The 4,313-nt window shown below is 71.0% G+C and carries 4 protein-coding genes and 1 pseudogene; all 5 read left to right on the top strand.

The annotated features are described in order from the left end of the window. The first annotated feature begins 323 nt into the window (after positions 1-323). On the top strand, positions 324-1,946 hold the full coding sequence (locus RH94_RS11335) for a sensor histidine kinase (RefSeq protein WP_073947476.1): 1,623 nt from the start codon (positions 324-326) through the stop codon (positions 1,944-1,946). After that, complete coding sequence (locus RH94_RS11330) at positions 1,943-2,350, top strand: roadblock/LC7 domain-containing protein (protein ID WP_073947475.1); 408 nt, start codon at positions 1,943-1,945, stop codon at positions 2,348-2,350. The genes RH94_RS11335 and RH94_RS11330 overlap by 4 nt, the downstream gene beginning before the upstream one ends. Continuing rightward, a complete protein-coding gene (locus tag RH94_RS11325) occupies positions 2,347-2,760 on the top strand; it encodes a DUF742 domain-containing protein (RefSeq protein ID WP_073947474.1) in 414 nt (137 codons plus the stop codon). Before RH94_RS11330 ends, RH94_RS11325 begins: the two co-directional genes overlap by 4 nt. Further along, entirely contained in the window at positions 2,741-3,361 is a 621-nt protein-coding gene (locus RH94_RS11320) for a GTP-binding protein (protein ID WP_073947473.1), read from the top strand. Before RH94_RS11325 ends, RH94_RS11320 begins: the two co-directional genes overlap by 20 nt. A 57-nt stretch (positions 3,362-3,418) precedes the next feature. Beyond that, positions 3,419-4,313: pseudogene (locus RH94_RS43070) on the top strand (cytochrome P450); the annotation flags it as partial.

The raw sequence follows: 4,313 nt of genomic DNA, 5'->3' as shown, positions 1-4,313 counted from the left end.
GCCCCTGCCCTGACGTGTTTCCTCACCCGTCACGGTGAGCCGATTCCGTATACCCGTACCTCGTGACACTCTGTGTTCGAATGTGCCCCGAGTGTGCAAAAGACCCGAGCGTACTCCTGTCCCGGGCCCCGTTTCAGGCAGTCGCTCGATATGGCACGGCGATGATCCGGTCGGATTAGGCTCGCCCGCGGCGCACCGAGTTGAGGTGCATTCGTGCGCTTGTTCCCGAGCATCCGCAGACATGCCGAAGATCCCGACAGTTCCATGACATACCCCACTGGAAGCTGCCCCGAACCCCAGTCGATTCGTCTCAGAGGGCTTACATGGTGAGTGTTCAATCGCCCCCCGGCGGCCGTGAACTTCCCTACGTGCGCGTGCTGTTGCTGCCGGCCATAGTCATGGCGGCGGCCACCGGAGCCGCCGTCGCCCTGGTGACCGACCCGGCCCGCCTCGCCGTCGCCTGCTGCGGCGTCGTCGCCACCCTCCTGGTGCTCGCCACGGGCACCGAAGCGGTGCGCCGCGGCCGTACCGTCCAGGACCAGCGGGCGGAGCACGCACGGCACACCGCGTACCTGGAGCGACGCCTGGCCGCCCACGACCAGGAGATCGTCCGGCTCGGAACGGACGTCATCCCCGCCGCCATCCACCACCTGCGCTGCAACAACACCCCCCGCGAGGTGATGCGCGACATCATCGACGGCAACCCCGAATGGTGCCGGATCCCCGAGTCGCAGCGCGAGGTCGTCCGCACGATCCTCAAGATCGTGGACGACGAGGAGACCATGCGCGACTCCACACAGCGCTCCCTGGTCAGCATCGCCCGGCGCGTCCAGGCGATCGTGCACCAGCAGGCCAGGGAGCTGAGGGAGATGGAGGAGGACCACGGCCGCAGTCCCGAGGTCTTCGACGACCTGCTGCGCATCGACCACGGCACCGCGCTGATCGGCCGCCTGGCCGACTCCATCTCCGTCATCGGCGGCGGCCGCCCCGGCCGCCAGTGGCCGAACCCCGTCACCCTCTACAGCGTGCTGCGCGGCGCCATGTCCCGGATCCTGGAGTACCGGCGCATCGAGCTGCACTCCATCGCCAAGGTCAACATCAAGGGCACCGACGTCGAGCCCGTCATCCACGCCGCGGCCGAACTGCTCGACAACGCCACCCGCTACTCCCCGCCGCAGACCAAGGTGCACGTCACCGCCGTGGAGGTGCAGACCGGCGTCGCCATCGAGATCGAGGACGGCGGCGTCAGCCTCAGCGAGGAGGCCCGCACCCGGATCGAGAGGCTGCTCGACGCGGCCAGGGCCGGCGTCGACCCGCAGGAGCTCGGCGACACCCCGCGACTGGGCCTCGCGGTCGTGGGACGCCTGTGCTCGGCGTACAACATGCAGGTCTCGCTGCGGGCCTCGGCGTACGGAGGCGTCCGCGCCGTCCTCGTCGTGCCGAGCAACATGATGACCACCGACCCCGCCCCCGGGCTGGCCCACGGCATCGGCGCCACCTCCATCCCCCGGCCCGGCGAGGACGCGGTGGAGGGACCCAAGCGCACCCCCAAGAAGCGCCGCCCCACCAGCCCCCGCATCCCCGCCACGGTGTCCATGGAGGACGACGTCCCCGAGGTCACCGAGTGGACCGCGACCGGTCTGCCGCAGCGCCGCAGCCGGGTCAGTACCCCGCTCAGCGAGCGCATCGCCCAGCAGGCCGCCGCCGAGCGCGCCGCACAGGAGGGCGGCGAGTCCGTGTGGGACGTGCCCGGGCCCGCGCCCAAGGAGAACGAACCCGAACCGGGCCTGTGGGTCGAGGCCTTCTGGGACGGACTGAAGAAGGACAACCCCGGACCGGACCCGACCGCGTTCACCCAGGACCCGACCGCCTATCTGCACCTGATCGAGAAGCCGGCCCATGCCGAGCCCGACGCCCAGGCCGACGACGAGGGGGACCACAAGTGATCCAGCAGCGAGCCAACTTCGACTGGATGCTCAAGGAGCTCCACGACGGCGTACCGGGCATCGAGATGATCGTCGTGCTCTCCGCCGACGGCCTGCGCATCGCCCGCTACGGCGGCGACCCCGACGCCGCCGACCGGGTCGCCGCCGCCTGCGCCGGACTGCAGAGCCTCGCCACCGCCGTCGCCGTCGAGATCCCCGGCAGCGACGGCCGGATGAAGCTGGTCATCATCGAGATCGACGGCGGCTACTTCTACCTGATGTCCGCCGGCGCCAACGCCTACCTCGCGGTGCTCGCCGACGTCCGCACCGAACCCGGCCTGATGAGCGCCCGCATGCGCGACCTGGTGGTCCGCATCGGCGCCCATCTGACCAGTCCGCCCCGACGGGGTGGGCAGACCGTATGACCCCTCCGCGACGCCAGAGGCGCTACCCCCGGCACGAGCCGCCGCCCCCCGGGCCGGGCAAGCAGGGCAAGCAGGGCGAGGCGAAGAACCCCGAGCGCCTGTACGTGGTCGCCGGGGCGGACGAGGACGGCGCCCGCGCCGCCCTCGACCTGGTCACGCTGATCGTGGCGCGTGCCGACCCACCGCCGTCCGCCACCCCGGAACAGGCGGCGCTGCTGCGGCTGTGCACCGCGCCCCTGTCCGTGGCCGAGCTGTCTGCCTACCTCAACCTGCCGTTCAGCGCGATGACGGTGCTGATCACCGAGCTGATCACGGCCGAACTGGTACAGGCCCGCGCGCCGATCGTCCGCCAGGCGGTCCCCGACCGTTCCCTCCTCGAAGCGGTGATGCATGGACTTCAACGGCTCTGACACCCTTCCCGGCCCGCGCACCGGGGACCATCTGCCGCACACGGCCCAGGCCGCGGTGAAGATCGTGATCGTCGGCGGTTTCGGGGTCGGCAAGACCACCATGGTCGGCTCGGTCAGCGAGATCAGACCGCTGACCACCGAGGAGACCATGACCCAGGCCGGCATCGGTGTCGACGACAACTACGGTTCCGAGTCCAAGACGGCGACCACCGTGGCGATGGACTTCGGACGCATCAGCATCACCGACCAGCTGGTGCTCTACCTCTTCGGCACCCCCGGCCAGGAGCGCTTCTGGTTCCTGTGGAACGGGCTGTTCGAGGGCGCCCTCGGCGCGGTCGTGCTGGCCGACACCCGCCGGCTGGAGGTCAGCTTCGACGTCATAGGGCGTCTGGAGGAGCGCGGCGTGCCCTTCGTCGTCGCCGTCAACTCCTTCCCGGACGCCCCCCGCCACCCGGTCCGGGAGCTGCGTACGGCCCTCGATCTGGCCGAGGAGATCCCGATCGTCGAGTGCGACGCGCGCCGCCGCGCCTCCAGCCGGGACGTGCTGATGACGCTGGTGCGCTTCCTGCACTCCCTGGCCGTGACGGGCCCGCCGCGCTGAGCCGCCTCCCGCCCCCCATACCCTCCGTTCCGTCCTTCCGTTCCGAAAGCGACCGCTGTGACGCCTGAACCCCACTTCCCGACCGGTACGGACGACCTCGCCCCCGCCCCGCCCCCCGGCTGCCCCGCGCACGGCACCGGACCCGGGGGACTGCACCGGCTCCACGAGACCCCCGACCTGCGGGCGCTGTACCGGCGGCTCCGCGAGGAGTACGGCCCGGTGGCGCCCGTGCTGCTGCACGACGACGTACCGATCTGGGTGGTCCTCGGCCACGCCGAGAACCTGCACATGGTGCGCACCCCCTCGCAGTTCACCCGGGACAGCCGTACCTGGACCCCGCTGAGGGACGGCACCGTCAAGCCCGACCACCCGCTCATGCCGCACTTCGCCTGGCAGCCCGTCTGCTCCTACGCCGAGGGCGAGGAGCACAAGCGGCTGCGCGGCGCGGTCACCGGCGCCGTGGCGACCGTCGACCCGCGCGGCCTGCGCCGCCACATCGGCCGTGCCACCCAGCGGCTGGTCAACCGGTTCTGCGAGTCGGGCCGCGCCGAACTCGTCGACCAGTTCGCCGAACATCTGCCGATGGCGGTGATGTGCCAGGTCCTCGGCATGCCCGAGGAGTACAACGACCGGATCGTGCAGGCCGCCCGCGACATGCTCAAGGGCACCGAGACGGCGATCGCCAGCAACGAGTACGTCATGGGCTGCCTGCGGCGGCTCACCGCACGCCGCCGGGCCCGGCCCGAGGACGACTTCACCAGCCACCTCATCAACCACCCGGCCGGCCTGAGCGACGACGAGGTCAGCCAGCACCTGCGGGTGGTGCTCATCGCCGCCTACGAGGCCACCGCCAACCTGCTGGCCAACACCATCCGCCGGGTGCTCACCGACCCCGGTTTCCGCGCCCAGCTCAACGGCGGGCAGATGACGGTTCCGCAGGCGGTCGAGCAGT

The organism is Streptomyces kebangsaanensis (genome assembly GCF_001906585.1).
GTDB classification, from domain to species: Bacteria; Actinomycetota; Actinomycetes; order Streptomycetales; family Streptomycetaceae; genus Streptomyces; species Streptomyces kebangsaanensis.
This window is presented reverse-complemented; position numbering and strand designations above follow the sequence as displayed.